Below are 25,177 nucleotides of genomic sequence, written 5' to 3'. Positions count from 1 at the left end.
TAGCCTCCAGGAAAACGCCCGCCAGGTCAAGGAGGCAGGATGAGCGAGCCACTTACGAGCCTCGTCCCGAGGCCCGCTCTGGTGCTGCCCGCCAGCGACGGTTTCCCGCTCGATCTGACCACCGCGCTCGACGCCACACCGGAGTTGGCCGAGGTGGCCATCTGGCTGCGGGGCACGCTGGGCCCGGCCGTCGGCTGCCCGTTCCCGCCCGGCCCGGGCGGCATCCGTCTGCGGGTCGATCCGGCCCTGCCCGTCGAGGGCTATGCGGTGGACATCCGCCCGGCCGGCGTGGATCTCCACGGGGGTTCCGCGGCCGGCGTCTTCTATGGCGTGCAGACCCTGCGGCAGCTGCTCCCGCCCGCCACGCTACGCCGCGCCCGGGTCGGCCACGGCCCGTGGACGCTGCCCGGCGGCCGGATCGAGGACGCGCCGCGGTTCGGCTGGCGCGGTGTGATGCTCGACGTCGCGCGCCACTTCATGCCGGTCGCCGACGTCCTCCGGCTGATCGACCTGATCGCCTTCCACAAGCTCAACGTGCTGCACCTGCATCTGACCGACGACCAGGGCTGGAGGCTCGAGGTGCCCGGGTGGCCGCGGCTCACCTCGGTGGGCGCCTGGCGACCCGCCACCATGCTGGGCTCCCGTCAGCACGAGCGATATGACACCCGTCCGCACGGTGGCTTCTACTCCGACGACGACCTGCGAGAGATCGTGGCGTTCGCCGCGGCCCGTCACGTCACCGTCGTCCCCGAGGTCGACATGCCCGGGCACATGCAGGCCGCGATCGCGGCCTATCCGGAGCTGGGCAACGGTTATGCCGGCCCGGTTCGCAGCTCGTGGGGGATCTCGCGGCACGTGCTCAACCTGGGGCCCGCCGCCCTCGACTTCTGCTTCGCGGTGCTCGATCACCTCTGTGACCTGTTCCCCGGCGAGCTGATCGGAATCGGCGGCGACGAGTGCCCGGTGGACGAGTGGCAGGACAGCCCGATCGCCCAGGCACGGATCCGGGACGAGGGGCTGGCCGCGCCTGAGCGACTTCAGTCCTGGTTCACCGCCCGGTTGGCCGGGCATCTCGCCGAGCGAGGCCGCCGGGTGTTCGGCTGGGACGAGATCCTGGCCGGCGGCGCGCCGCCCGGGGCGGTGATCGCCGCCTGGCGGGGCGCCGGACCGGCCGCCCACGCGGCCCGCGCCGGGCACACCGTCGTCTCCTGCCCTGACACCTCGGTCTACCTGGACTATCGGCAGTCCGACGACCCGGCCGAGCCGACCCCGGTGGGCACCCGGCTCACCCTTGCCGACGTTTACGCCTTCGACCCGGTCCCATCCGGCCTCACCCCGGAGCAGGCCGCCTTGATCCTCGGCGGTCAGGCCAACCTCTGGACCGAGCACATGGAGTCCGCGCGCCGCGTCGACTACCAGGCCTTTCCGCGCCTCTGCGCGTTCGCCGAGACGGTGTGGGGCCCGGCCGAGCGCGATTTCGCCGCGTTCTCCTCGCGGCTGCCGGTCCACTTGAGCAGGCTGGACGCCCTCGGGGTGAACTATCGGCCACCCACCGGGCCACGCCCCTGGGACGGGCGACCCGACGCGCCCGGCCACCCGCGTACCGTCGAGGATCGTCTCGCGGAATTGCGCGAGATGACCGCGGACCTGGACCAGGCACCCGCATGATCGCCGAAGGCCGCGTACACGGTCATCTCACCAGCGCGGCGACCCGGCGGCTGTCGCCTTGTCCTTTTCGACCTACCCGGCCGGGCCTGGGATCAGGGCAGCTGCGGCAGCAGTTGGTGCGCCAGGCGCAGCGGCCGGCAGGTCCCGACGCCGTCTCCCTCGGCGTTCCACACCTCGGCGAGCACCGCCTGCACGAAACCCCAGGCCACCACGCGCTCGATCGGGATGCCGAGGCCGTCCGCGAGTTGCTCGATCCGGCTCGGCACCAGCTTCAGGACGGTGTCGTCCTCATCCCGCGGATCCGGGTTGTAGAGCATCGCCCCGATCTCATAACCGGGATCGCCGACCGCTCCGTGCGGATCGATCGCCAGCCACGGCTCGCGGTCGGCGGTGAGCACGTTGTCGTGGTGCAGGTCGCCGTGCAGCACCACACGCTCGGTCGCGGTCGCGCACAGCTCGGTGAGCATCCGACCGGCTCGGTCGACCAGGTGCCGGGGCAGCGGATCATCGCCCGGGAAACGCCGCAGATGCTCGTCGAAGGAGGCGCGCCGCGCGGCGAGCTCCGGGAGCGCGATGCCGGGCGGCGCGGGCCGGTGCAGGCGGTGGATCACCTCGATCAGCACGGCGGTGGCGGCCTCGTCCCGCTCCGGCACCAGCGACCGTGCCTGCACCCCGGGAGCCGCCTCCTCCAGCAGCAACGCGCCGTGCGCCGCGTCGCGGGCGAGCACCGCGATCGCGCTACGCCCGTCGAAAAACTCCAGTGCGGCCGCCTCGTCCGCGAGGTGCTCCGACTCCGGCACGCCCATCTTGAGCACCGCGGCCGATCCGTCGGCGCGAAGCACCCGCGTCACCCAGTTCAGGCTCAGCGGATAAGCGCGGTCCAGGCGGAGATCCCAGTCCCGCAGGAGCTGGTTCGCCGTCTCCGGGAGCCCGGCCAGCCACCGGGTGCCGGCCGCGCCCCAGGTCGCCGTGACCCGGCGAGTGAATGTGTCCGGCAAGGCGATCTCCACCATGCGAGGAGTCTGGCAGCCGGCGACAAGACCACGATCGAGGGAGGCCGAGAATGACTGTCGACTGGCGGAGCAAGGGTTTCTGGCTGCCACACGGCTCGCTGACCGCCGAACAGATCGCGGCCGACCGGCCGAGCATCTTCGACGGCGGCTTCACCTGGCCACTTCTGGTGGTCCGGCGCGCGGCCGTGGAGGCGAACATCGCCGCCATGGCGGCCTACTGCCGGCGGCACGGGTTCGACTTCGCGCCGCACGCCAAGACGACGATGGCGCCCGGCCTGTTCGACGCCCAATTGCGTGCCGGTGCGTGGGGCCTGACCGTGGCCACCGCGAATCAGGCGCTGGTACTGCGGCGGCTGGGGGTGGCACGGGTGCTGATCGCGAACCAGGTGCTCGATCCCACCGCGCTGCGCTGGCTGGCCGCCGAGAGCGCCGCCGGATGGGAGGTGTATTTCCAGGTCGACTCGATTGCCGGGGTGCGTGCGGCGGGCGCGGCGGGTCACGCTCGGGTGCTCGTCGAGCTCGGCCATCCCGGCGGGCGGACCGGGGTGCGCACTCTCGACCAGCTGACCGAGGTGGCACGGGCCGCCGTCGCCGAGCCGGGGGTCGACTTGGCCGGGCTGACCGGATACGAGGGGCAGATCGCTGACCTGTCCGGCGTGGACGCCTACCTGGATCTGCTGGTCGCGGGCTTCGAGCGGCTGGCGGAGGCCGGGTTGCTGCCGGAACAGCCTATCGTCTCGGCCGGTGGGAGCGCGTGGTTCGACCGGGTGACCGACCGCTTTGCCGGGCTGTCGGCGCGGGCGCGGCTGATCCTGCGCAGCGGCGCGTCGGTCACTCACGACGACGGCTTCTATCGGGAGCGGACACCGTTCACCCGGGTGCCCGAGGACGGGACGCTGGTGGCGGCGCTGGAGATCTGGGCGCAGGTCCTGTCGGCGCCGGAGCCGGGATTGGCGCTGACCGGGATGGGGAAACGGGACGCGCCGTTCGACGAGGGGTTGCCGGTGCCGCTGGAGATCCGGCGGACGGACGGCACTGTGTCGTCTGCCGACGGGCTGACGGTGACCAAGGTCAACGATCACCACACCTATGTGGAGGTGGCCGACGGGGCCGACGTGGTGCCGGGGGACCTGGTCCGATTCGGGATCTCGCATCCGTGCACCGCCTTCGACAAGTGGCGCGACATCCCGGTCGTGGACGAGGAGCGGCGGGTGGTGGACGTGCTGCAAACCTACTTCTGAGTCCGGTGAGGAGACTCCCGGGACGGAGCGCGACGATCAGGAAACGAGGCGACACCTTGAAGTTGATGTTGAAAGACTGCGCGGCATGACGCAGACATTGACGCTCTGGCGCCCGACCGGGCCGAAGGAGCTTGAGTTGGTGCAGGCCACAGGATGGCGACGGTGGCCGCCGCGGCTGCCGGACCAGCCGATCTTCTACCCGGTGCTGAACGAGGACTACGCGGTGCGGATCGCCCGGGACTGGAACGTGCCCGCGTCCGGGGTCGGTTACGTGACCCGGTTCGAGGTGGACGCGGCGTTCGCGGCGCGTTATCCGGTGCGTCAGGCCGGCGGGGACACGATCTTGGAACTCTGGGTGCCGGCCGAGGAACTGGAGGAGTTCAACGACCACATCGTCGGCACGATCGAAGTGGTCCGCGAGTTCCGGTGACCCTGGGTTCGGAGGTGTTCGGTGCGGGTGTTCGGGCAGGAGCGGTATCGGGCGCGGTTCGATTGGGGGCCGGTCGGGGCGGAGGCAGTCGCGGCGGGAGCCGCGTTCGTGGCGGTGGTGGACGTGCTGTCGTTCACCACCGCACTGAGTGTCGCCGTGGAGCACGGCGTGGCGGTATTGCCGTATCCGTGGCGGGACGACACTGCGGCCGAGACGGCCGCTCGGTGTGACGCGGAGCTGGCGGTGGGGCGTTCGGCAGCCGGTGCGGACGAGATCAGTCTGTCGCCGGCGGCGATCCGGCGGGTGGTGGCCCGGCGTCCGGTCGAGCGGCTGGTGCTGCCCTCGCCCAACGGGTCGGCGATCTCCGCCCGGCTCTCGGCGGTCGACGGGGTGACGGTGGTCGGAGTCAGTCTGCGGAATGCGACGGCGGCCGGGGCCTGGGTCCGCGAGCGGGCGGAGGGACGCGCGGTTGCGGTGGTCGCGGCGGGGGAGCGGTGGCCCGACGGTTCGTTGCGACCGGCGGTGGAGGACCTCTGGGGTGCGGGGGCGTTCCTGGCGGGGTTCGGCGATCGGTCACCCGAGGCGGAGGTGGCGGTGGCGGGGTATCGGGCGGTGGCGGATCGCTTTCCGGAGGCGCTCGCCGAGACGGCTTCCGGGCGTGAGCTGGCGGCCATCGGCTTCGCCGAGGACGTGGCGGTTGCGGGGGAGGTGGGTTCGACAGACGTGGTTCCGGTTCTGGTGGCCGGGTGGTATCGCCTCGCTGGGGGATGTCGGTGACGACCGCGGCTATTTAGGCTATTTGGGAGGTTTCGCCTACTGCGCTGGAGGGGTTCCTCTTGCCTGTTTTTCGTGCAGCCAGTTACTCCGATCATGCTGGTCAGGGCGCTCCTGAGGGGGCTGATGGCCAGGGTCGCCATGACGACGCGGGTGGTGTGGCGGACGTGGATTCCGGTGTCCGGGAAGCGGAGGCCGCGAACGTCGGTCAGGTTGTCTCGTCCGAGGTCCGGGCCGCTCCGGAGAGTTCCGCGGCGCGGGGCGGCCGGGCGGTGGGGGCGGCTCCGCTGCGAGAGCGTCCCGGTTTGATCAGGCAGGCGTATCCCCAGCAGTCGGGAGGCTCGGGAACGAGTCGATTGCCGGATGCTCGTCCGCCCGGCGATCGGGCACCGGACAGGCCGTCGGGCGATGAGGCAGCGGTGAGGCCGCCGAGCGATCAAGCGGCTGCGAGGTCGCCGAGCGATCAAGCGGCGGCAAGGCTGCCGGGCGATCAAGCGGCTGCGAGGTCGCCGAGTGTTCGGACGACGGCGCGGCCTTCGGCGGGTGCCGATCCGCGTCCCGGCGCAGGAGCCCACTTGCCGGAGGCGTCGGAGCCGGAGCTGCCGGTGGCTTCGGCGGTGGGTGGTTCCGGTTGGCTCGCGGGAGCTCGACCGGTGCCGGAACCGCCTTTCACGACGAGTTTGCCTGCCGAGGACGAATCGGGGTGGCCGGACGAAGACGCGGCGAGCCAGATAGAGGAGACCGGAACGGGCCCGGCGGTAGCGAGTGCTGCGGGCCGAGCGGTGGGGCCGGCCACGGGTACAGCGGTGAGGCATGCGGTGGGGACGGCGGGGAGTGCTGCGGGCCGAGCGGTGGGGACGACGGGTACGGGGGCGGGGACCGCTGGCCGAGTGGTTGGGGCGGCCACCGGTACGACGGCGGGGAGTGCTGCGGGCCGAGCGGTGGGGATGATGGGTACGACGGCGGGGACCGCTGGCCGAGTGGTTGGGGCGGCCACCGGTACGACGGCGAGGACTGCGGCAGGCCGAGTGGTGGGGGCAGCGGCGGGAAGTGCGGCGAGCCGAGTGGCGGGAGCGGCGGCCCGTTCGGCAGTGGGTAATGCGGCGGACCGAGCAGGCGGGACGGTGACGGGCTCGGCGGTGGGGACGGCGACGGGCTCGGCGGTGGGAAGCGCGGCGGGGCCGGTCCCAGGGACCGGGGCGGTTCGAGCGGGTGGGCAGCGGTCACGGTGGCGGCTCGGGGAGGACATCGGGCGGCTGGGTGGGGACGGGGTGGAGGTTGCGCAGACGCCCTGGTGGCCGACCGAGCAAGGGATGACCGAGCGGCTGCCGGTACCCGAGACGACGAGTGGGCGGCGACTGGCGATCACCGCGGTTCTGGTCAGCTTGCTGGCGCTGATGGCGAGTGGGGTGACCGGGGTCCTGCTCTACCGGTTGATCGCCACGCCGGCGCCGATGCACGACATGTCGCCCGCGCCGGCGCCGTCCGCGGTGGGACTGCCGGTGACGTACGCGAAAGAGGCCCTGAATGTGCGCGTCGGGTGCGCCGCGCTGGTCTACCTCGACCTCGACGAACCTCGCGCCGGGGTTTCCGAGCAGGTCGCGGACCTGCGCTACGACAGCCGGTGCGGGAACGGGCCGGCGCGGCTGACGCTGGCGGTCGGTTCGGTGGCGGGGAGCAGCGTGCCGAGCGGGAATCTCGACGCGGCCGGGTGCCTGCGGGCGATTCGGACCGGGCCGCTCGGGCCGGGCGCCGAGGTGGAGGTTCGCAGAGGTGCGGCGCTCTGTGTGCTGACGGCCGCGGAACCGGCCAAGGTGGTGCTGGTCGAGATCACCGAGGTGGGCGGTACCGGCGCTGCCGGGCTTCGAGCCACGTCCTGGCTGGCGCCGAAATAAAGGCGCGAGGCGAAAAGCGAGGCCGGCCGAACGAAGGCGGAGGGTGAGAAGGCGGCAAAGCGGGAGGGCGAGACGCGGGGGAAAGCGGGAGGAAGGGGCGGCGGGACTGCGGGAACGAATAGGGGGAAACCGGCCCGTGGCGCGAGCGGCGATCGGGTGCTGACAGAATGTCGGGTGCGCCCCGCGAACTCGGTTAGGAGACGTTTCCGTGATCAGGACCCATAACGCCGGCAGTCTGCGTGTGACTGACGCCGGCACGACGGTGACGCTCGCAGGTTGGGTGGCCCGACGGCGGGACCACGGCGGTGTCATCTTCGTCGACCTGCGGGACGGCTCCGGCGTGGTGCAGGTGGTCTTCCGCGAGGAGGACGCCCACGCGCTGCGCAACGAGTTCTGCGTCAAGGTCGTCGGTGAGGTCAACGCCCGCCCGGCCGGCAACGAGAACCCGGACCTCGCCACCGGCGCGATCGAGGTCGTCGCCAGCGAGCTGACCGTGCTCTCCGAGGCGGCCCCGCTGCCGCTGCCGATCGACGACGCGGTCACCGCATCCGACGACATCCGGTTGAAGTATCGCTACCTCGACCTGCGCCGTTCCGGTCCGGCGAAGGCGCTGCGCCTGCGCAGCCGCGCCAACCAGATCGCCCGCGAGGTCCTGCACGCCCACGACTTCAACGAGATCGAGACGCCGACCCTGACCCGGTCGACGCCCGAGGGCGCCCGCGACTTCCTGGTCCCGGTCCGCCTCCAGCCCGGCGCGTGGTACGCCCTGCCCCAGTCCCCGCAGCTGTTCAAGCAGCTGCTGATGGTCGCCGGCATGGAGCGGTATTACCAGATCGCCCGCTGCTACCGCGACGAGGACTTCCGCGCCGACCGGCAGCCGGAGTTCACCCAGCTCGACATCGAGATGTCGTTCGTGACGCAGGACGACATCATCGCCCTCGGCGAGGAGATCGTCTCGCGGCTGTGGAGCGAGCTCGCCGACTACCAGGTGCAGCTGCCGATCCCGCGGATCACCTGGACCGACGCGATGAACCGCTACGGTTCCGACAAGCCCGACCTGCGCTACGGCGTCGAGCTGGTCGAGCTGACCGACTACCTGCGCGGCACCGAGTTCCGGGTGTTCGCCGGCGCGATCGACGCCGGCGGTTACGTCGGCGCGGTCGTCATGCCGGGCGGCGCCTCGCAGACCCGCAAGGAGCTGGACGGCTGGCAGGACTGGGCGAAAGCGCGGGGTGCTCGCGGTCTGGCCTACGTGGTTCTCGACGCCGACACCGGCGCCGCGCGCGGCCCGGTCGCGAAGAACCTGTCCGAGGCGCACCTGGCCGGCCTGGCCGACGCGGTCGGCGCCAAGCCGGGTGACGCGGTCTTCTTCGCCGCGGCCACCGAACGCCGCGAGGCGCAGGAGCTGCTCGGCGCGGCCCGCATCGAGATCGCCAAGCGGGCGAAGCTGATCGACGAGAGCGCCTGGGCGTTCTGCTGGGTCGTCGACGCCCCGATGTTCGAGAAGACGGACGAGGGCGGCTGGACCGCCGTCCACCACCCCTTCACCTCGCCGAACGACGAGTGGCTCGACAACTTCGAGTCCGCCCCGGACAAGGCGCTGGCCTACGCGTACGACATCGTCGTGAACGGCAACGAGATCGGCGGCGGCTCCGTCCGTATTCACCGCGGTGATGTGCAGAGCCGGGTCTTCGACCTGCTCGGCATCACCCCGGAGGAGGCGCAGGACAAGTTCGGCTTCCTGCTCGAGGCGTTCAAGTACGGCCCGCCGCCGCACGCCGGCATCGCCCTGGGCTGGGACCGGACCTGCATGCTGCTCGGCGGGTTCGACTCGATCCGCGAGGTCATCTCGTTCCCGAAGAGCCGCGGTGGCTTCGACCCGCTGACCGGCGCGCCGACCCCGATCACCGCGCAGCAGCGCCTGGAGGCCGGCGTCGACGCCAAGCCCAAGGTGACCGCCGCGCTGCCCGGCACCGACGGCCAGGCCGCCCCGGTGGAGCGCTCGAACTAAAGATTTCAGCAAACAGGCGTGGCCCCGCGTGAGGATGCGGGGCCACGCCTGTTTTGTGAGACTGGACAGCGTGGAGCCGACCATCGTCCGGTGCGCCGAGCAGCCCTATGTCGGACGCCGCGAATCAATCACCATGACCGAGTTCGCCCGCGTCGCCGATCATCTGCCCACCATGTTCGCCGGCCTGGCGCAGCGTGGCGTGCAGGTCACCGGGGCGCCGTTCTTCCGCTATCGCCTGGTCGACATGGCCGACGAGATGGTCGTCGAGGCCGGAATCCCGGTCACCGGCCCGGTCCAGGTCGAGCCCCCCGACTTCGTCGACAGGCTGCCCGCCGGCCGCTACGCCACCGTCACCCACGTCGGGCACCCTGATCAATTGATGGGCGTCACCGCTCGCCTGCTGGATTGGGCCCAGCGCAGGGGCCTGAGCTGGGACATGACGCCGACGCCGACCGGCGAGCGGTGGAGCGCGCGACTCGAGATCCTGATGACGAACCCGGCCGAACAACCCGACATGCACAAATGGGAAACGGTCCTGCTCTTCAAACTGGCCGATTAACCCATTTCGTACGCATGCCCCTCCCCAACCGCACCACCCCCGCCCGTGCCCACACGCGAGCGAATCCCGCCTCAAGGCCCGCCCGGCGACCCCCGGGCTGAATCTGTGGAGACGCCCGCGCTCCCGCCCCGCCCCATCCTCACAATCCCGTCCCCCCGAACGGCGCTGTCCCGCCCAGCCCGCGTTCGTCGAGCTGGTGCTGGTGGCCCTATTCCAGGCCTGGATAGGGCGGTGAGTGCCAGCTGGTGTTGTCGGGCTGGTGTTGGTGGTCCTATTCCGGGCCTGGATGGGGCGCTGGGGGCCAGCTGGTGGTGTCGGGCTGGTGTTGGTGGCCCTATTCCAGGCCTGGATAGGGCGGTGAGTGCCAGCTGGTGTTGTCGGGCTGGTGTTGGTGGCCCTGTTCCGGGCTTGGATAGGGCCGTGGGGGCCAGCTGGTGGTGTCGGGCTGGTGTTGGTGGTCCTGTTTCGGGGGTGGGTGGGGCGGTGAGTGCCAGCTGGTGTTGTCGGGCTGGTGCTGGTGGTCCTATTCCGGGCTTGGATAGGGCCGTGAGGGCCAGCCGGTGGTCTGCGGCCGGGTCAGTCCGCTGGGCCGATCAGGTCGGTGGCGTGCACCGAGGCGGCCAGCAGCAGCGGGTCGCCGGTGGCGTGCCAGGTCTCGATCGCCGCGTCCGCGAACTTGATCCCGTGCGCGTCGCCTCCGGCCACCGCCCGATCGAACACCTCGTCAGGATCGAGCCCGCCGTCGAGTCGGTCGAGCCCGCCCTCCGGCCCGTCGAGTCGGTCGAGCCCGCCGCCCGGGCCGTCGAGTCGGTCGAGCCCGCCCTTCGGCCCGTCGAGTCGGTCGAGTCCGCCGCCCGGGCCGTCGAGTCCGCCGCCCGGGCCGTCGAGCCTGCCGCCTGGCCGGTCGAGTCCGTCGCCCGGGCCGTCTAGTAGCGCGCGCGTCGCTGGGTCCGGGGCTTTCGGGGCGTACACCGAGGTGACCGCCGCGGTCGCTGCCCATGCCGCGGCCAGGCTCGGGCCGGCCAGCGCGGGCGGCAGCGCCGGCAGGGTCCGCAGCACCGCCGCCGGGGCGGTCGCCGCGTGCACGAGCATGACCGGACTGCCGTACCCATGGGTCAGGTGTTTGCGGACAGCGGCCGCGACGATCCCGCGGATCCGGTCCGGCACCGGTCCGTCGCCGGGCACCGCCCCGGCCGCCTCCGCCCAGCCGGGCAGGTCGGCGAGCTGCGCGAGCCGGCTGCGAATCCCGAACCGCTGATCCGGCACCCGCGGCACCGCGTCCAGCGCGCTCCGCGGGTCGCCACTCGGATAGCGGCCCTGCCCGGCCGGTGCGAGCGGCTGCCAGCGCGCCGCCCAGTACGCGAGCCCCTGCCCCAACTCGGCCACCCGCGCCGGTGTCTCCTCGTCGAGCAGCGCCCGCACCGCGTGACCGACCCGGATCACCCCGTGCGTGGCGCCGGCCGCGATCCCCGGCAGCAACCGCGGCCACCAGGTCGCGAGCACGTCCCGCCACGGCTCGGCCCGCGTCGCCCGCTCGAAGAAGACCAGCCAGTCCCCGGTCCGCGAGGCGTCCCCGAGCGGATCCCGCCAGCCGTCCGCGGTGATCGGCGAGATGCCCCGCGGCGCCTCCTCCAGCCGGTCCAGGTAGGCGTCGACCCACCGGTGCACGTCGTCCGCACGCCCGTGCCGGATCAACGCCTCGGTGGCCATCGGCGCGTGGTTGGAGAGCCAGCCGTCGAATTCCGGCCCGGTCCGGTGCAGTCGTAGCAGCGCCTCGTCAAGAGTGTCGTTTCCCATGGTCACCAGCCTGCTACCTGAACCCTGGTTCAATTCAAGTCGATAGATGCGCAGGTCACGGCGATCCCGCACAAATTCTTTGCACAATTGCTATGCACAGTTATTGTGGATGCATGGCGGACGACCTCACCCACGTACACCTCAGCGGCCCGCAGATCCGAGCGCTCGCCCAGCCCCTGCGCCTGCGGCTGCTCGGCCAGCTGCGCTGGGCCGGACCGGCCACGGCCACCGGCCTCGCCGCGCAGCTCGGCACCAACACCGGCGCGACCAGCTATCACCTGCGCCAGCTCGCCGAGGTGGGCCTGGTGATCGAGGAGGAGCGCCCCGGGTCCGGCCGGCAGCGCTGGTGGCGCGCCGCCCACGACATGTCCAGCTTCCGGCGCAGCTATTACGAGGGGGACCCGGAGGCCACCGCGGCCGCCGACTGGCTGGAGACGGAGCAGGTCAACCGTCTCGTCGAGCTCGCGCGGAACTGGCGTCGCGCGATGCCCGCCGAGCCCGAGGCCTGGCAGGAGGCCGCCGAGATCTCCGACTACATGCTGCACCTGGGCGCCGCGCAGACCGAGGCGCTGCTGCGGGAGATCGAGCAGGTCATCGACCGGCACCGGCGGCTCGGGCTGGACGATCCCGCTCCGGACGCCCGGCCGGTCGCCCTCTACGTCGCCGGTCTGCCGCGCGTCACCGACGCGGAGGCGGGCGCATGACTGTGGGCGTACGGAAAATCCGTTTCAGGTATTTGCTCTTGATCTTGCTTCGGTGGCTCCCGGTCGGGCTGACCATCCCGCTGACCACGCTGCTGCCGCTGTCCCGCGGGCTGACCATCTCGCAGGCCGGGGTGACCGCCGCGGTCCAGGGCCTCACCGTCCTGGTCCTGGAGCTGCCGACCGGCGGTCTCGCCGACGCGCTCGGCCGGCGGCCGGTGCTGCTGATCGCCGGCGCGGTGAACCTGGTCTCGCTGAGTGTGATGAGCTTCGCGGACACGGTCGCCCTGTTCGGGGTGGCCTGGTTCCTCCAGGGCATCTTCCGGGCGCTGGACAGCGGCCCGCTGGACTCCTGGTTCGTCGACGAGTCGCTGGCGGTCGACCGGGACGCCGACATCGAGACCGGCCTGAGCCACGGCGCGGTCGCGCTCAGTCTCGCCGTCGCAGCCGGCGCCCTGGTCAGCGGTGGTCTGATCTGGCTCGGGCCGATCGGATCGATGAGCGCGCTGACCGTGCCGGTGGTGATCGCTCTCGGTCTCAGCCTGCTGAGCACGGTGGCGGTGGCCCTGCTCATGCACGAGGATCGTCCGGCTCGCGGCCGGGCGGCCCTGATCGCCTCGCTCCGCGGCGTGCCGGTCGCTATCGGCTCGGCGCTCGGCCTGGTCCGCCGGTCCCGGGTGGTCTTCGCGTTGATCATGGTGGAGCTGCTGTGGAGTTTCGGCATGGTGACGTTCGAGAAGCTGATGCCGATCCGGCTCGCCGAGGTGACTTCGGGCGACCAGGCCGCCGCCGCCCTGATGGGCCCGGTCAGTTCGGCCGCGTGGGGCGCCTCGGCGGTCGGCGCGGCGCTGATCCCGCTGCTGATGAGGCGGATCGGCACCGCCTGGACCGGATTCGCGCTGCGGATCCTGCAAGGCCTGACGATCGTCGCGATGGGCCTGCTGGCCGGCCCGGTCGGCGTGATCACCGGTTTCCTGCTCACCTACACGGTGCACGGCGCGTCCTCCCCGGTGCACGGCGCCCTGCTGCACCGGCAGGCCGAGGGGGAGTTCCGGACCAGCCTGCTCTCGCTCAACTCGATGGTGGGTCAGCCCGGCTTCGCGGTCGGCGCGATCCTGCTGACCGCTGTCGCACAGAGCGTGAGCGTCAGTGCCGCGATCGTGATCGGCGGCGTGGTGCTCGCCGCGGCCGCCCCCCTCTATCTGGTGACACCGAGGGTTCGCCGGGAGGACCACGCGGCGCTGCCACCGGAACCTCGCCTCACCCGCACGTGATCCACCGGAGGGACCCTTGTTTCGGGAACCCATCGATGGGGGTACCAGCCCGACATCGGCTCTCACCCCCGGAGGAACCTGATGCTTGCTATCGCCGCTGCCGTCGTGTTCGGTGTCTACCTGCTCGCCGACCTGCTGAACACCAACTTCGGCGCCCCCGACCTGTTCAACTTCTCCACCATGGCCTCGCTCGGCCTGCTGCTGCTCGCCCTGTACCTGGCGGGCGTCGGCAGCGGCCCGGCGGTCGGCTCCGGTTCGGGTCGCCGTTTCTACGGCCGCCGCCCCGGCCGCGGCTGATCCACCGCGCTCCTCTCCGGCCCGCGCGCACACGCTCTGTAGCGGTGCGTTAGCGGGCCGGGAGCGTGTCCACAGGTGGTGAGGTCGCATTTCGGATCGGCCTCGGGAGGCCGGTACTGTCGGTTGCGATGGAAATGGACGGGCTCTTCTCACTCGCGCAGCCGGACCTGACGACAGCGGCCCCGGCCGCCGGTTTCGGCACTCCCGCGGCTGATGCGCCCCTCCCCGTCCGGATGCGCCCGGCCAGCATCGACGAGCTCGTCGGGCAGCAGCACCTGCTCGCCCCCGGTGCCCCGTTGCGGCAGTTGGTGACCGGTTCCAGCCCGATGTCGGTGATCCTCTGGGGTCCGCCGGGCACCGGCAAGACCACGATCGCGCACCTGGTCGCGCACGCCACCGACCGCAAGTTCGTGGCCATGTCCGCGCTCACCGCTGGGGTGAAGGACGTGCGCGCGGTGATCGACACGGCCCGCACCGAGCGCCGGCGCGGCGGCCCGCCGACCGTCCTGTTCATCGACGAGGTGCACCGCTTCAGCAAGACCCAGCAGGACTCGCTGCTCGCCGCGGTCGAGGACCGGACCGTCACGCTGCTCGCCGCCACCACCGAGAACCCGTACTTCTCGGTGATCTCCCCGCTGCTCTCCCGCTGCGTCCTGCTGACCCTCCAGGCGCTCCAGGAGGACGACGTGCGCCGGTTGATCCGGCGCGCGATCACCGATCCGCGCGGGCTGGGCGGCGCGGTCACGGTCACGCCTGAGGCGGAGGACCATTTCGTACGGCTGGCCGCTGGCGACGTGCGCAAGGCGCTGACCGCCGTGGAGGCCGCCGCCGCGTCCGCGATCGCGCAGGGCGCCGCCGAGATCGACCTGGCCACGGCCGAGCGGGCGGTCGACGTGGCCGCGGTGCGCTACGACCGGGACGGCGACGCGCATTACGACGTGACCAGCGCGTTCATCAAGAGCATGCGGGGCAGCGACCCGGACGCCGCGCTGCACTACCTGGCCCGGATGATCGTGGCCGGCGAGGATCCGCGGTTCATCGCCCGGCGCATCGTGGTCTTCGCGAGCGAGGACGTCGGGATGGCCGACCCGCAGGCGCTGCTGGTCGCCACCGCGGCCGCCCAGGCCGTGCAGCTGATCGGCATGCCCGAGGCCCACCTCAACCTGGCACAGGCCGTCGTGCACATGGCCACCGCGCCGAAGTCGAACAGTGTCACCACGGCGATCGGCGCGGCGATGACCGACGTGCGGGCCGGGCGGGGCGGGCCGGTGCCGATCCATCTGCGCGACGCGCACTACTCCGGCGCACGTGGTCTTGGTCACGGTCGCGGTTATCGGTACCCGCACGACGACCCGCGAGGCGTCGTCCGCCAGCAGTACGTCCCCGACGATCTCGTCGGCACCGACTACTATCGGCCGACCGAACACGGGGCCGAGCGGGCCGTCGGCGAGCGGGTGCCACGTCTGCGGCGGATCGTGCGGGGGCTGGGTTCCCGTGGCGCTGCGGATTCTCGTGGCGTTTCGGATTCTCGTGGCGTTTCGGCGGAGACTGCGGACCGCGCGGCGGGTGGTGCTTCCGGCTCGGATGCGTCACAGTCGCCGGTGGCCTCCGGATCGGTGGCCGGGTCGCCGGCTTCCGGTGGACCGGGCGCTGGTGGTCCGGTGGTTTCCGCTACAGCGGGAGCCGAAGCGGAGGCATCCGCTTCCGGTGGCGTGCCGGAAACGGGCGGTGCGGCGGTTTCCGCCTCGGCCGGTGCGGCGGAGGCGGGGGAGACGGTGGATGGTTCCGGGCCGGATGGTCTCGCGGATCGTCCAAAGGCAGGGGACGGTTCCGGGCCGGGTGGGTCCGCGGATCGTCCAGCGGCGGTGACGGGATCGGGTGCGGCAGCGGCCGAGCCGGATGCCGAGGGTGACGAGATGCGGTCAGACGAGAGCGGCGACGCCGCCGGGAAGGAACAGCCGTGACTCCGCGCGGAGCCGAACGGCCCGACGACGACGCCGGGCAGGGCGGCGGCAAGAAGGGCCGCCGCTTCGGGCGTGGCCGCGCCGAGCAACCGGCCGAGGCGGTCGAGGTCCCGCGCGAGGAGACCGGCTGGCTCGACGACCTGTGGTCGGCCAAGGAGCAGGGCGGCGCGATCGGCCCCGGCACCGCGCCCGGTGAGGCCCGCACCAGCAAGTCAGGCCGGATGGCGCCCGGTCCGGACGAGCAGCCGGCCGACGACGGGCCGGTCTTCGGCGGCGGCTTCGAGCAGGGCGGCGACGGGTCGGCGCCCGGGTGGCAGGCCGCTTCCGGGGAGTACCGTCCGCCCGCGCCGGGTTGGCAGGCCGGTTCCGGTGAGTATGCGGGTCCGGCCCAGCGTTCTCCCGCGCCCGGGCAGCGTCCCGGGCCGGTTTCGGGTGGTCCGGCCGGTGGCGGGGCGCCTGGCGTGGCCGGGGCGGCGGTTCCCGGTGCCGGGCAGGCTCCGCCGATCCGGCGGACCGGTCCGAGCGGCGGTCCCGGTCAGCCGGGTGCGGCCTCGGTTCCGCTGCACCCGGGGCAGCAGGGTCCTGGGCAGATGCCGCCCGCGCAGCGTGGCGGGCCGGTCGGTCCGGGGCAGGTTTCACCCGGTCCGATGGGTGGTCGCCCGGGTGCGCCGGGGCAGATGCCTCCTGGCCAGCGTGGCGGCCCGGTCCCCGGTGGGCAGGGCGCGGCGCAGATGCCCGGTCAGATGTCCGGTCCGATCCCGGGTCAGGTGCCGCCTGGACGTCCGGGCCCGCAGGTCCAAGGGCAGCCTGGCGGTGCGCCTGGTCCGCAGGGTCAGGTGCCGCCCGGTCCCGTGCGGCCCGGTCAGATGTCGCCCGGTCAGATTCCGCCCGGTCAGATGCCGTCCGGCGGTGTGCCGGGACGGCCCGGTCCGCACGGGCAGATGCCGCCCGGCCAGCGCGGTGCCGCCGGTCAGGGAGGTGCCGGCGGTCAGCTTCCGCCGAACCCGGTGTCGCCCGGCCAGATGCCGCCGGGCCAGATTCCCGCCGCTCCGGTGCCTCCGGCTGCCCGCCGGGGGATGCCCGGAGCGCCGGTCTCACCCGGCCGGTCCGGTATGGCGTCCGAGACGGGTGGCGCTCCGGGCTATCCCGATCCCGCAACGCCGCAGGTCGTGCCGCGTTCCGGGAACGCTCCGGACATCCCCGGAACGCGTCCCGCGGCGGATCCGCGAGGTGCCGCGCCGGTCGATCCGCGCGGCGCGACTCACGGTGATCCTCGTGCGATGACTTCCGGCGTACGTCCGGTCTCCCCCGGACCTCGCCCGACCTCCCCGGCCGGTCCCGCCCGCGACCGGTTCCGTGGCGACGCGCATCAGTCCGGCCCGATCCCGCCCGCGGTCTATCAGACCGGGCCGATCCCGCCGGCCGGTGGCGGCTTCCCGCGTGACACCGTGCCCCCGAGCGTCTACCAGGCCGACCCGGTCCCGCCGAGCGTCTACCAGACCGGCCCCATCCCGGGCGCCGACCAGGATGCCCGCGGCGGTCGCGGCGGCGCCCCGGGAGAACCCGTCGAACGGACCAGCCGAGGACGCAACCGCCGAGCCCGCGCCGAAGCCGCGGGCCAGGCCGGTGTCTACGGCACTGCCGGCCCGGGCCAGATTTCCGGCGCGGGCGGCGGTTACGGCGACGGCGCGCCCGGTGCCTATGGAGACGGCGCGGCGGCCGGTTACGGAGACGGCGCGCATTCTGCGCAGGACGGTGGTTACGGCGGACGAGGGCGCCCGGTGTCCGGTGCGCCGACCTCGCACGCCGCTGCGTCGCATGCGGCCCCGGACGGGTTTGCTGGTGGTTCCGGCGGTGTGCGTGGTGGTTCGGCGCGGCCGGTTTCTGGTGCGCATGCGCAGCCGGATGGGTTTGCTGGTGGTTCCGGCGGTGTGCGTGGTGGTTCGGCGCGGCCGGTTTCTGGTGCGCATGCGCAGCCGGATGGGTTTGCTGGCGGTTCGGGTGGTGTGCGTGGTGGTTCGGCGCGGCCGGTTTCCGGTGCGCATGCGCAACCGGACGGCCCGGCTGGGCATCTAGCAGGCCACACCGCCGTGCCGGAGCAGGGCACCGGACGCCATGAGGCACCGGACGGCCGCGAAGCGGGTAGCGACACCGGCCAGCACGGATTCGTCCGCCCCGGCAACGCCCCGCGAGGACGGGGTGGCCGGCGCGCCGCCGAACCGGGCAGCGGCCCGCAGAACATTCCGGGCAGCGCGCCCGGCAATCCGGGTCCCGGCCAGCGCGGGGCAGCCGCCCCCGGCGCCGGCCAGCGAGGCCCGTCCGGTGGCCAAGGCGGCCCGCAACGTGGCCCCGGTGCGGTTCCCGGCGGCCCGGGTGCCGGTCAGCGGGGCCCTGGCGGTCCGGGCGCTGGCCAGCGCGGTCCCGGTGGCCCCGGTGGTCCGGGTGGCCCCGGTGGTCTAGGTGGTGCCGGCATTCCGGGTGGTCCCGGCATTCCGGGTGGTCCCGGTGGTCCTGGCGGTCTCGGTGCTGGTCAGCATGGTGCAGGCGGACTCGATGGTCCGGGCGCTGGTCAGCGTGGATCCGGCGGTCCTGGTGCTGGTCAGCGTGGACCCGGTGGTCCGGGCGCTGGACAGCGTGGTGCAGGCGGTCCCGGCGGACCGGGCGGTATGCCCGGCCGGCCGGGTGAAGCCCCGCATGGACCCGGCGGACCGCAGGGACCGGACCAGCCGGGAGCGGGCACGGGCAGCGTTCCCGGTCCTCGGCGGATCGGCCCCGGTGACGGTCGACCGGTCCGGGCCGCGGCCGTCGTGCCGCCGGTGGTGCCGGGTCGGCAGGGCAAGCGTGCCCCGGCCCTTCCCGGTCGCGCGGGCGCGATGGCGGAGAGCACCTCGGGTGTCATCCAGCGTCCCGGCCAGCGCACCAACAACGGCCAGCTCCAGCCGGACGAGGACGGCTTCACCACGGACCGGCGCGCGCTGGATTCCGGCCGGCCGGACGCGAACCCGGCTCCGGGCGGCGCCGTCTCGGTACCGGGTCAGGCGGGTCCGGGCCGACGCAAGCGTGGCGAGGCGCCGGGCAGCCGGATCGCCGCCGATTCACCTTTCGCCGACCTGGTCGGCGCCCCGGCCGAGGCGAGCCAGGGTTTCCCCGCCGGTCGAGGCGGTCCCGACCAGAGCCAGGGTTTCCCGGCCGGTATGGGCAGTCCGACCCAGAGCCAGGCCTTCCCGGCCGGCCACGGTGGTCCGGAGCAGAGTCAGGGTTTCCCGGCTGGGCGGGGTGGTCCGGAACAGGGCCAGGGTTTCCCGGCTGGGCGGGGTGGTCCGGAGCAGAGTCAGGCGTTCCCGGCTGGGCGCGGTGGTCCGGAGCAGAGTCAGGGTTTCCCGGCGGGCATGGGTAACCCGAACCAGAGCCAGGGCTTCCCGGCGGGCATGGGTAACCCGAACCAGAGCCAGGGCTTCCCGGCCGGTATGGGCAGCCCGGACCAGAGCCAGGGCTTCCCGCCGGGCGTGGGTGGCCCCGAGCAGAGCCAGGCCTTCGCGGCGGGCACGGGTGGGCCGGAGCAGCCGACCGCACGTGGGCGCCGCCGCCGGGCGGTACCGGAGCAGAGCCAGGGTCCTGGCCGTGGCCCGGCCGGTCCCGGCCAGGGTCAGGCCTTCCCGCCCGGCGGCCCGGACGGACCTGCCGGTGGACGGGGTCCGGGACCGGACCACAGCCAGGGCTTCGCGGCCGGGACGGGCATGCCCGAGCGGGGTATGGCCAGCGGACCGGTCTCACCGGCGGCCGCGCGGCGCGGGGGCCGGCCTGCGGGCGGCCCCGGACGGGCCGGTGTCGCCGGCGCCGCCTCCGTGCCGGGCCCGGGTGGTCCGGGCAGCGGCTCGGCGCGGGTCCCGGGCGGCAGCCCGGCAGGTGCGGAGGGCAACGGCTCGGCGGGCACGCCCGGCAACGGCTCGGGAAGCGCCCCGGCAGGCGCACCCGGTCACGGACCGGCGAGCGCGCCGGCAGGCATGCAGGCCAGCGGCACGCCCGGTAACGGACCGGCGAGCGCGCCGGCAGGCATGCAGGCCAGCGGCACGCCCGGTAACGGACCGGGGAGCGCCCCGGCTGGCGTGCAGGGCATCGGCCCGGCGGGCAGGGCCGGTAACGGCTCGGGAAGTGCCTCGGCTGGCGTGCAGGGCATCGGCCCGGCGGGCAGGGCCGGTAACGGCTCGGGAAGTGCCTCGGCTGGCGTGCAGGGCATCGGCCCGGCGGGCAGGGCCGGTAACGGCTCGGGAAGCGCCTCGGCTGGTATGCAGGGCAACGGCCCCGCGGGCAGGCCCGGTAACGGACCCGGCGGCGGCGCGGGCCGCGGTCGTGGGAACGGCCAGGCCGGTGGACGGGGGAACGGCTCCGCGCGGGTGCCTGGCGCGGGTGCCGCGAGCATGCCCGGAAACGGCCCGGGACGTGGCGCAGCGTCGGTCCCGATGCCCGGCCAGGGCGGACCCGGTGGTCCGGAGGCAGGCGGCCCGAGCGGTCCGCCGCGCGGTGCCGGAGCTGCCCGGGTGCCCGGCAACGCTCCGGAGCCCGGCGGCCCGAGCGGTCTGCCGCCGCGCCCCGGAACAGCGGCGGTGCCCGGAAACGGGCCCGCGCAGGACACGCCGGATGCGAACGGCCCGCGCGGCGCGGCGTCCGTCGCCGTGCCCGGCAACGGCCCGGCAGCTCCGGGCCGAGCTGCCGCCTCGGTGCCCGGGAACGGTCCGGGCCGAGCTGCTGCCTCGGTGCCCGGGAACGGTCCGGGCCGAGGTGCTGCCTCGGTGCCCGGGAACGGTCCGGGTCGCGGTGCTGCCGCGGTGCCCGGAGCCGGTCCGGGGCGGGGTGCTGCCAGCGTTCCCGGAGCCGGTCCGAGCGGTCCGGGCCGAGGCGCCGCCGCAGTGCCCGCAAGCGCGGTCGTGCCGCGGGGCGCGGGATCGGCCTCGGTGCCGGGCACCGCTTCCGTGCCGGCACCCGGCAAGGCCCCGGAAGACGGGTTCGGTCCGGAGGACGGCTTCGGACCGGGCGACGAGTTCGGGGCGGAGGACGGCTTCGGGCAAGAGGACGGCTTCGGGCCGGAAGACAGGTTCGGGCAAGAGGACGGCTTCGGGGCGGAGGGCGGCTTCGGGCCGGAGGACGGGTTCGGGACCGGGAACGGGACCGGGACGATCGCGGTGGCTCGGGCGAGCAGTGCTCCGGGCGTACCGAAAATGTCCGGGAGCGACAGCGAACCGGAAGCTGACGGCGGTCTCCGGGGTGAGCTGCGCCAGAAGCTGCGCACCCAGCGACGCCTCCGGCTGATCACCCTGTCCACCCTGGCCGCCGTCGTGCTCCTGGTGCTGCCGGCCTTCTTCGGGCTGCGCGCGGTCAGCAGCGACCCGGTCTTCTCCTCCCTGGACGCGCTGGACGTGCCGGCCTGGGCGGACAAGAACCCGCAGGACGTGGCCAACGGGAGTCGCTGGTGCTTCCTCGAGTGCCGGCTGCGGGAGCGGCTGGCCGAGTCGGAGCACCCGTTCAAGGAGACCTCGGAGGCCTACACCAAGGCGCTGACCGCGGCCGGCTGGAAGCCCTGGCAGGTCAAGGGTTGCCCGGAGGTCAAGGTTCCGGCGGAGAACGGCCTCTACTCGTGCTGGAAGCGGGACGAGTTCAATCTGGACCTGCTGGTCAGCCTGCCCGGCTGCGCGGTGGACCAGGTGGCCCAGGACGCGGTGCCGCTGGCCGGGACCGACGCGGCCGAGGCCGGTGAGGCCGGGGCGGGCAAGTGTGAGGGGTCGACGGTCAGCATCAAGGTGCAGAACGAGATCGGTGACGAGCGGGGCAAGGTCGACAGGAACCCGGGGCCGGTCGGTGTGACGCCGAATCCGACGCTGGACGACTCCGATCCACTCTTGGAGCCGACACCCCAGGCGTCGTGAAGCGCGTGGTGGTCACGGACGGTAGGGTCTGCACGTTGTCCCCGCCGAACCCGTGACCACCCGAAGAGGAGACGCGCTTAATGGACGCCGGAGAAATCGCTGGTCTGATCGCGGCGGGCGCCTTCCTGATGCTCGTCGTCGTGCTGGCCTTCCCGATCCTGAAGCTGGGCCGCACCGTCGACGCCGCCACCCGGGCGATCAATGAGGTGACCGACCGCACCGGACCGCTGCTGGGCAACGTGAACACCACGGTGGAGACGGTGAACAGCACGCTGGGCCAGGTTCAGGTCTCTTTGGACGGCGTGAACCTGCAGCTGGCCAAGGTCGACACGATGACCGAGCACGCGCAGAACATCACGGCCAATGTGGCCAACCTGGTCACCGTGGTCTCCGCCGCCGCGGCGAACCCGCTGGTCAAGGTCGCCTCGTTCGGGTACGGCCTGCGCAAGGCCACCGCCGCCCGGCGGGCCGCCGAGGAGGACCGCGAGGTGCGCACCGAGCTCAAGCGCCGTCGCCGCGCCGGCCGCTGAGAGGGGATCGCCGTTATGAAACGCCTGCTCTGGCTCGGTGTCGGTCTGGCCGTCGGCGCCCTCGTCGTGCGCAAGCTCACGCAGAAGGCCGAGGAGTTCACCCCCACCGGGATCGCCACGTCGCTATCGCAATCCGCTGGCGGGCTCGTCGAGTCGGTGCGTAGCTTCGTGGAAGACGTCCGCGACGGTATGGCCGAGCGGGAACAGGAGATCGCCCAGGCATTCGCCGACGGCGTTCTCTATGAGGACAAGTTCGCCGAGCTGCGCGAGGACGAGCAGCCCGGTTCGCAGGAGGGATTTCGATGAAGACGGCGGAAGTCAAGCGGCGCTTTCTGGCGCATTTCGAGGCGAACGGGCACACGGTGGTCCCGAGTGCCCCGCTGCCGGCCATCGATGACCCGAACCTGCTGTTCATCAACGCCGGCATGGTGCAGTTCGTGCCGTTCTTCCTGGGCCAGCGCACCCCGCCCTACCAGCGGGCGGCGTCCGTGCAGAAGTGCATCCGCACCCCGGACATCGACGAGGTCGGCAAGACCAGCCGGCACGGCACGTTCTTCCAGATGAACGGCAACTTCTCGTTCGGCGACTACTTCAAGGCGGGCGCGATCCCGCTGGCGTGGGAGCTGTCCACGAAACCGGTCGATCAGGGCGGTTTCGGCCTCGACCCGGAGAAGATCTGGGCGACCGTCTACCTCGACGACGACGAGGCCATCGAGATCTGGAAGCAGACCGGCCTGCCCGCCGAGCGGATCGTGCGCCGCGGCAAGAAGGACAACTTCTGGTCGATGGGCATCCCCGGCCCGGCGGGCCCGTGCTCGGAGCTGTACTACGACCGCGGCCCGGCGTACGGCAAGGAGGGCGGCCCGGAGGTCGACGAGGACCGGTACCTGGAGTTCTGGAACCTGGTCTTCATGCAGCACGAGATCACCGACGTGAAGTCGAAGGAGGAGTTCCGGATCGTCGGTGACCTGCCCAAGCAGAACATCGACACCGGCATGGGCCTGGAGCGCATCGCGTCGATCCTCCAGGGCGTCGACAACCTGTACGAGATCGACGAGGTCCGCCCGATCCTGTCCCGCGCGGCGGAGATGACCGGGAAGAAGTACGGCGCGCACTCGGGACACGCGGCCAGCGAGAGCCACCCCGACGACGTACGCCTGCGCGTCATCGCCGACCACGTGCGCACCTCGCTGATGCTGATCGGCGACGGCATCGTCCCGTCCAACGAGGGCCGCGGCTACGTGCTGCGCCGGATCATGCGCCGGGCGATCCGGGCGATGCGCCTGCTCGGCTGGCAGGGCGCGTCGCTGCCGGAGCTGCTGCCGATCGCGCGGGACTGCATGTCGCCGTCGTACCCTGAGCTGGCCGAGGAGTTCGGGCGGATCTCCACGTACGCGTACGCGGAGGAGGACGCGTTCCTCGCCACCCTGAAGTCGGGCACCACGATCCTGGACACCGCGATCTCCGAGACCCGCGCGTCGAACAAGACGCAGCTCTCCGGCGACAAGGCGTTCCAGCTGCACGACACGTACGGTTTCCCGATCGACCTGACCCTGGAGATCGCCCAGGAGCAGGGCCTGGACGTCGACCAGGAGGGCTTCCGCCGGCTGATGGCCGACCAGCGGGCCCGGGCGAAGGCGGACGCGGCGGCGCGCAAGACCGGGCACGCGGACCTCTCGGCGTACCGTTCCGCGCTGGACGCCGGCGGCACCGTCGAGTTCACCGGCTACCAGGAGATCTCCCGGGAGTCGCGGGTCCGCGCGCTGATCACCGACCGGGGCCGGGTCGAGGTGGCCGGCGAGGGTGACTTCGTCGAGCTGGTGCTGGACACCACCCCGTTCTACGCGGAGGGCGGCGGCCAGCAGGCCGACACCGGCGTGATCAAGGTGGGCGGCGGCCAGCTGGAGGTCGTCGACGTCCAGCAGCCGATCCCCGGCCTGATCGTGCACAAGGCGCGGGTCATCCGCGGTGAGGTGCGCGCCGGGGAGAGCGGGCTCGCCGAGATCGACGTGACCCGCCGCAAGGCGATCTCGCGCTCGCACACCGCGACCCACCTGGTGCACCAGACCATGCGCAACTTCCTCGGCGAGTCGGCCACCCAGGCGGGTTCGCTGAACGCGCCGGGCCGGCTGCGGTTCGACTTCCACACCCCGGGCGCGGTCAACCCGTCGGTGCTCTTCGATGTCGAGCAGCAGATCAACGAGGTGCTGCTGCGTGACCTGGAGGTCAACGCGTTCGTCACCTCGCAGGAGGAGGCGCGCCGGCTCGGCGCGATGGCGCTGTTCGGCGAGAAGTACGGCGACGAGGTCCGGGTCGTCGAGGTCGGCGACTACGCCCGCGAGCTGTGCGGTGGCACCCACGTGGCCCGCTCCGGCCAGCTCGGCCTGGTGAAAATTCTCACCGAGCAGTCGATCGGCTCCGGCGTGCGCCGGGTCGAGGCGCTGGTCGGCATCGACGCGTTCGGCTTCCTGGCCAAGGAGCACCTGCTGGTGTCCCGCCTGGCCGACCTGTTCCGGGTGCCCGGCGACCAGGTCGCCGACCGGGTCGAGCAGACCGTCACGGCGCTCCGCGACGCGGAGAAGGAGCTGGAGAAACTCCGTGCCCAGATGGTGCTGGCCGGCGCGAGCGCGCTGGTCGACCAGGCGAAGGACCTGCGCGGGGTGGCGTACGTCGGGACCGAGGCGCCGGAGGGCGCGGGCGGCAACGACGTGCGCACGCTGGCCCAGGACATCCGTGGCAAGTTCGACCCGGCCCGTCCGGCGGTGGTCGCGGTGACCGCCCGCTCGGGTGGCAAGGCGACCCTGATCGTGGCGATCAACGCGGCCGCGAAGGGTCGTGGCCTGTCCGCGGGTGACCTGGTCAAGGGCGCGCTGTCCGGCCGGGGTGGCGGCAACGCCGACCTGGCGCAGGGCGGCGGCGTGCCGGCGGCCGAGGCGCCGAACCTGCTCGCCGCGGTCGAGAAGGCGCTGACCGAGGCGAACTGAATCGTTTGACCGCCGGTTTGGTAAAGGATCCGTCGCGCAGCGCGACGGATCCTTTCCTTTTTCTTGAGAATTCTCAGCGGCGGTGCAGGGGGCCCTCGTATCCGCGGCCGAAGCGGTT

20 protein-coding genes and 1 pseudogene are annotated in these 25,177 nt (G+C 72.7%); 17 read left to right on the top strand and 4 right to left on the bottom strand.

The genetic code is table 11. The features are described from left to right. Positions 1–39: 39 nt before the first annotated feature. Positions 40–1,668: a beta-N-acetylhexosaminidase gene (locus Aiant_RS10875; protein ID WP_189333327.1), complete on the top strand. Its 1,629-nt coding sequence runs from the start codon at positions 40–42 to the stop codon at positions 1,666–1,668. A gap of 92 nt (positions 1,669–1,760) precedes the next feature. Here Aiant_RS10875 and Aiant_RS10870 read toward each other — a convergent pair whose 3' ends face one another. Continuing rightward, positions 1,761–2,681, bottom strand: a complete 921-nt coding sequence (locus Aiant_RS10870; protein WP_189333328.1) for an aminoglycoside phosphotransferase family protein — start codon at positions 2,679–2,681, stop codon at positions 1,761–1,763. Positions 2,682–2,731: 50 nt separating this feature from the next. On the opposite strand from Aiant_RS10870, the gene Aiant_RS10865 reads away from it, so the two are divergent. The 6 genes from Aiant_RS10865 to Aiant_RS10840 all read left to right on the top strand — a co-directional run bounded on the left by Aiant_RS10865 (position 2,732) and on the right by Aiant_RS10840 (position 9,591). After that, complete coding sequence (locus Aiant_RS10865; protein WP_189333329.1) at positions 2,732–3,922, top strand: alanine racemase; 1,191 nt, start codon at positions 2,732–2,734, stop codon at positions 3,920–3,922. A gap of 85 nt (positions 3,923–4,007) precedes the next feature. Further along, the gene (locus Aiant_RS10860; protein ID WP_189333330.1) at positions 4,008–4,352 is read left to right on the top strand and encodes a hypothetical protein; all 345 of its coding nucleotides are present in this window, start codon (positions 4,008–4,010) and stop codon (positions 4,350–4,352) included. Between the two features lie 21 nt (positions 4,353–4,373). Beyond that, positions 4,374–5,129 (top strand): 2-phosphosulfolactate phosphatase, encoded by a 756-nt coding sequence (locus Aiant_RS10855; protein ID WP_425322665.1) that lies wholly within the window; start codon positions 4,374–4,376, stop codon positions 5,127–5,129. 1,310 nt (positions 5,130–6,439) lie between these two features. Continuing rightward, positions 6,440–7,021 (top strand): hypothetical protein, encoded by a 582-nt coding sequence (locus Aiant_RS10850; protein WP_189333331.1) that lies wholly within the window; start codon positions 6,440–6,442, stop codon positions 7,019–7,021. Between the two features lie 208 nt (positions 7,022–7,229). Continuing rightward, positions 7,230–9,032, top strand: coding sequence for an aspartate--tRNA ligase (aspS, locus tag Aiant_RS10845; RefSeq protein ID WP_189333332.1), 1,803 nt, complete (start codon positions 7,230–7,232; stop codon positions 9,030–9,032). Positions 9,033–9,165: 133 nt separating this feature from the next. Then, positions 9,166–9,591, top strand: a complete 426-nt coding sequence (locus tag Aiant_RS10840) for a GyrI-like domain-containing protein (RefSeq protein WP_245006651.1) — start codon at positions 9,166–9,168, stop codon at positions 9,589–9,591. Between the two features lie 576 nt (positions 9,592–10,167). Here the strand turns inward: Aiant_RS10840 and Aiant_RS10835 are convergent. Further along, entirely contained in the window at positions 10,168–11,388 is a 1,221-nt protein-coding gene (locus Aiant_RS10835; RefSeq protein ID WP_189333334.1) for a questin oxidase family protein, read from the bottom strand. Positions 11,389–11,501: 113 nt separating this feature from the next. On the opposite strand from Aiant_RS10835, the gene Aiant_RS10830 reads away from it, so the two are divergent. From Aiant_RS10830 to Aiant_RS10815, 4 genes and pseudogenes are all read left to right on the top strand, one after another. Then, the gene (locus Aiant_RS10830; RefSeq protein WP_189333335.1) at positions 11,502–12,092 is read left to right on the top strand and encodes a helix-turn-helix domain-containing protein; all 591 of its coding nucleotides are present in this window, start codon (positions 11,502–11,504) and stop codon (positions 12,090–12,092) included. 44 nt (positions 12,093–12,136) lie between these two features. Further along, the gene (locus Aiant_RS10825; RefSeq protein WP_229830712.1) at positions 12,137–13,363 is read left to right on the top strand and encodes an MFS transporter; all 1,227 of its coding nucleotides are present in this window, start codon (positions 12,137–12,139) and stop codon (positions 13,361–13,363) included. Positions 13,364–13,444: 81 nt separating this feature from the next. Further along, positions 13,445–13,660 (top strand): hypothetical protein, encoded by a 216-nt coding sequence (locus tag Aiant_RS10820; protein WP_189333336.1) that lies wholly within the window; start codon positions 13,445–13,447, stop codon positions 13,658–13,660. Between the two features lie 128 nt (positions 13,661–13,788). Next, positions 13,789–15,147, top strand: a pseudogene (locus Aiant_RS10815) (replication-associated recombination protein A); the annotation flags it as partial. Between the two features lie 1,112 nt (positions 15,148–16,259). On the opposite strand, the gene Aiant_RS10810 reads toward Aiant_RS10815, so the two are convergent. Beyond that, entirely contained in the window at positions 16,260–16,559 is a 300-nt protein-coding gene (locus tag Aiant_RS10810; protein WP_189333338.1) for a hypothetical protein, read from the bottom strand. Between the two features lie 907 nt (positions 16,560–17,466). Between Aiant_RS10810 and Aiant_RS10805 the strand changes: the two genes are divergently transcribed. Next, positions 17,467–17,700 (top strand): hypothetical protein, encoded by a 234-nt coding sequence (locus Aiant_RS10805; protein WP_189333339.1) that lies wholly within the window; start codon positions 17,467–17,469, stop codon positions 17,698–17,700. Positions 17,701–17,739: 39 nt separating this feature from the next. Continuing rightward, a complete protein-coding gene (locus tag Aiant_RS46460; RefSeq protein ID WP_280528265.1) occupies positions 17,740–18,084 on the top strand; it encodes a hypothetical protein in 345 nt (114 codons plus the stop codon). On the opposite strand, the gene Aiant_RS10795 is transcribed toward Aiant_RS46460, so the two are convergent. Further along, positions 18,081–18,320 (bottom strand): hypothetical protein, encoded by a 240-nt coding sequence (locus Aiant_RS10795; protein ID WP_189333502.1) that lies wholly within the window; start codon positions 18,318–18,320, stop codon positions 18,081–18,083. The genes Aiant_RS46460 and Aiant_RS10795 overlap by 4 nt on opposite strands. Positions 18,321–20,576: 2,256 nt before the next feature. Here Aiant_RS10795 and Aiant_RS10790 point away from each other — a divergent pair. The 4 genes from Aiant_RS10790 (at position 20,577) to alaS (ending at position 25,059) form a co-directional block, all read left to right on the top strand. Next, positions 20,577–21,545 carry a hypothetical protein gene (locus Aiant_RS10790; protein ID WP_189333503.1) on the top strand — a complete coding sequence of 323 codons (969 nt, stop codon included), beginning with the start codon at positions 20,577–20,579 and terminating at the stop codon, positions 21,543–21,545. 80 nt (positions 21,546–21,625) lie between these two features. Next, positions 21,626–22,075, top strand: a complete 450-nt coding sequence (locus Aiant_RS10785; RefSeq protein ID WP_189333340.1) for a DUF948 domain-containing protein — start codon at positions 21,626–21,628, stop codon at positions 22,073–22,075. 15 nt (positions 22,076–22,090) lie between these two features. Continuing rightward, positions 22,091–22,381 carry a hypothetical protein gene (locus tag Aiant_RS10780; RefSeq protein ID WP_189333341.1) on the top strand — a complete coding sequence of 97 codons (291 nt, stop codon included), beginning with the start codon at positions 22,091–22,093 and terminating at the stop codon, positions 22,379–22,381. Further along, positions 22,378–25,059, top strand: a complete 2,682-nt coding sequence (gene alaS, locus Aiant_RS10775) for an alanine--tRNA ligase (RefSeq protein WP_189333342.1) — start codon at positions 22,378–22,380, stop codon at positions 25,057–25,059. The genes Aiant_RS10780 and alaS overlap by 4 nt, the downstream gene beginning before the upstream one ends. The last annotated feature ends 118 nt before the right edge of the window (positions 25,060–25,177 follow it).

Source organism: Actinoplanes ianthinogenes (assembly GCF_018324205.1).
Lineage (GTDB): Bacteria > Actinomycetota > Actinomycetes > Mycobacteriales > Micromonosporaceae > Actinoplanes > Actinoplanes ianthinogenes.
Note: the sequence above shows the minus strand (reverse complement) of the source record. Positions and strands in the feature narration are given on the sequence as shown.